Annotated in this window: 3 protein-coding genes; all 3 read right to left on the minus strand. The window is 69.0% G+C overall.

Annotation, left to right across the window (positions count from 1 at the left end):
• Window positions 1–168: 168 nt before the first annotated feature.
• The 3 genes from kduD to GBZ26_RS28630 are packed head-to-tail and all read right to left on the minus strand — an operon-like array spanning window position 169 to window position 2,611.
• Window positions 169–933 carry a 2-dehydro-3-deoxy-D-gluconate 5-dehydrogenase KduD gene (gene kduD, locus GBZ26_RS28620; RefSeq protein ID WP_174441702.1) on the minus strand — a complete coding sequence of 255 codons (765 nt, stop codon included), beginning with the start codon at window positions 931–933 and terminating at the stop codon, window positions 169–171.
• 31 nt (window positions 934–964) lie between these two features.
• The gene (gene kduI / locus GBZ26_RS28625; protein ID WP_174441703.1) at window positions 965–1,801 is read right to left on the minus strand and encodes a 5-dehydro-4-deoxy-D-glucuronate isomerase; all 837 of its coding nucleotides are present in this window, start codon (window positions 1,799–1,801) and stop codon (window positions 965–967) included.
• 57 nt (window positions 1,802–1,858) lie between these two features.
• Window positions 1,859–2,611 (minus strand): GntR family transcriptional regulator, encoded by a 753-nt coding sequence (locus tag GBZ26_RS28630; RefSeq protein ID WP_174441704.1) that lies wholly within the window; start codon window positions 2,609–2,611, stop codon window positions 1,859–1,861.
• Between the last annotated feature and the right edge of the window lie 113 nt (window positions 2,612–2,724).

Below are 2,724 nucleotides of genomic sequence, written 5' to 3' on the forward strand. Positions count from 1 at the left end.
GGGGGGGGGGAGGTGAAAAGAGGCGGGGGGGACGCCCCCCCCCCCCCCCCCGGGCGGGGGGGGGGGGGGGGGGGGGTGGGGGCAAGGCCGAGCCCAAACCACCACAAGAAAAAGCCGGGCACCATCGCTGGTGCCCGGCTTTCGTCATTCAAACGGAACCACCCCGTCTCAGCGGGCGAGCCAGCCGCCGTCGACCGGAAGCACCGTGCCATGAATGTAATCCGACGCGTCGGAGGCCAGGAACACCGCCGGGCCGCCCATGTCGGACGGAACGCTCCAGCGGCCCGCCGGGATGCGGCCCAGGATCTCCGCGCTGCGCTGCTCGTCGGCGCGGATCGCCGCCGTGTTGTTGGTGGCGACGTAGCCCGGCGCGATGGCGTTCACGTTGATGCCCTTGCCCGCCCACTCGTTGGCGAGCAGGCGGGTGATGCCGGCCACGCCGCTCTTGGAGGCGGTGTAGGAGGGCACGCGGATGCCGCCCTGGAAGGACAGCATGGACGCGATGTTGATGATCTTGCCCTTGCGGCCCTGGCCGATGGCGTAGCGGCCGAAGGCCTGGCAGAGGAAGAAGACCGTCTTGATGTTGATGTTCATCACGAGGTCCCAGTCGGCCTCGGTGAAGTCCACGGCGTCGGCGCGGCGGATCAGCCCGGCGTTGTTGACCAGGATGTCCAGCCCGCCGAAGGTGCCCACCACCTCCTCCACCAGACCCTGCACCGGGGCGATGCTGGTCAGGTCCGCGGACATGCCGTGGAACCTGCGGCCGGCGGCCTCAACCAGGGACTGGGTTTCGTCCAGCGGCACCACGTCCACCGCGGCGATGTCGGCGCCCGCCTGGGCCAGCGCCACGGCGATGCCCTGGCCGATGCCGGTGTGGGCGCCGGTCACCAGGGCGACCTTGCCGGTGAGGTCGAAGGGATGTGCCTGAGCCATTGTCCTGCTCCTTATTCTTGGCGTGCGGGGATCAGCGCAGGTCTTCCATGGGGATGAAGTCCATGTCGGTGAAGTCCTGGTTGTCGCCGGCCATGGCCCAGATGAAGGTGTAGTTGCGCGTGCCGACGCCGGAATGGATCGACCAGCTCGGCGAGATCACCGCCTGCTCGTTGGCGACGACGAGGTGGCGCGTCTCGGACGGCTCGCCCATGAAGTGGAAGACGCGGGCCGGCTCCGGCAGGTCGAAGTAGAAATAGACCTCGCAGCGCCGGTCGTGCGTGTGGCACGGCATGGTGTTCCACATGTTGTTCGGCTTCAGCACGGTCATGCCGAGCACGAGCTGCGCGGTGCGGCAGACGTCCGGGTGGATCATCTGGTAGATGGTGCGCTCGTTCGACTGGGCCGGATCGCCCATGTGCACGGCCTTGGCCTGCGCGATGGAGATCTTCATCGTCTCGAAGCGGGCGTGGGCCGGGGCGCTGTTCAGGTAGAACTTCGCCGGGTTGGCCGGGTCCAGGCTCTCGAAACGGACGTCCAGGCTGCCCATGGTGATGTAGAGGCAGTCGCGCGGGGCCAGCTCGAACACCGCGCCGTCCACCGTGATGCGGCCCGGGCCGCCGACGTTGACCGCGCCCAACTCGCGCCGGTCGAGGAAGTTGGCGGAGCCGATGGCCTTGGCCGATTCCAGCTTCAGCGGGCCGGACACCGGCATCGCGCCGCCGACCACGAAGCGGTCGATGTGGCTGTAGGTGAGAACGATGTCGTCCGCCTCGAAGATGGACGGGACGAGGAAATGGTCGCGCAGCTTGGTGGTGTCGTAGGTGCGGACGTCATCCTGGTGTGACGCGTGGCGGACGGTGATCTTCATGGCGGTATCCTCGTTTGTGTTTTTCGGGGCCGGTGGGGGCCAATTCAGGGGGCCAATTCAGGGTCCAGTGAAGAAGAACGGGTTCGCCCCCTGGGCCTGGGGGATGGAGGTCAGCAGGCCGTCGAGGTGGACGGCCATGCGGTCGGCGGCCAGCGCCGGGTCGGCGTCGGCGATGGCGTCCACGATCGCCGCGTGCTCGGCCAGCACATGGGTGAGGCGCCCCGGCTCCGGCAGGGTCAGGCGGCGGTAGCGGTCCACCTGCACCTTCACCTGCTGCGCCATGCTCCACAGGCCGGGATAGCCGGCGATCTCGGCGATCAAGGCGTGGAAGCGCTCGTCGGCTTCGTGGAAGGCGTTGAGGTCGCCGTCCTCCACCGTCTCCTGCTGGAGCAGCAGGTTGGCGCGCAGGCCGGCGATCTGGCTGCCGGTGGCGCGCTGCGCCGCGTAGCGGACGGCAGTGCCCTCCAGCGAGGTGCGGATGACGATGGCCTCCGGCAGGGCGTTGACCGGGATGCGGGCGACGAAGGTGCCGACCTGCGGGAAGATCTCGATCAGCCCCTCGTCGGCCAGCCGTTGCAGCGCCTCGCGCACCGGAGTGCGGCTGACGCCGAAGGCTTCGGCGATGTGCTTCTCGACGATGGGCTCGCCCGGATTGCGGCGCATCTCCACGATCTCGGCGCGCAGCGACCGGTGGATCGCCGCCATGGTCGAGGCGCCCCGCGCCGGCCCGCGGGAGGGCTTCACCGCGCTCCGCTGGGGGGCGGGACGGTCGTTGCTGGCGTCGGGCGTCGGGGTGGTCGGCATGTCCATGGCTGCACCTGTTGCGCCGGCTCGGCCGGTCCTAAGGGAGCATATTAGTATATCAGTGCCGCGGCGCAAGCCGGAAATCACGGGGTCCGCAATCTCCGGCTTTCGTCCGGGGT

The organism is Azospirillum formosense (assembly GCF_013340925.1).
Lineage (GTDB): Bacteria > Pseudomonadota > Alphaproteobacteria > Azospirillales > Azospirillaceae > Azospirillum > Azospirillum formosense.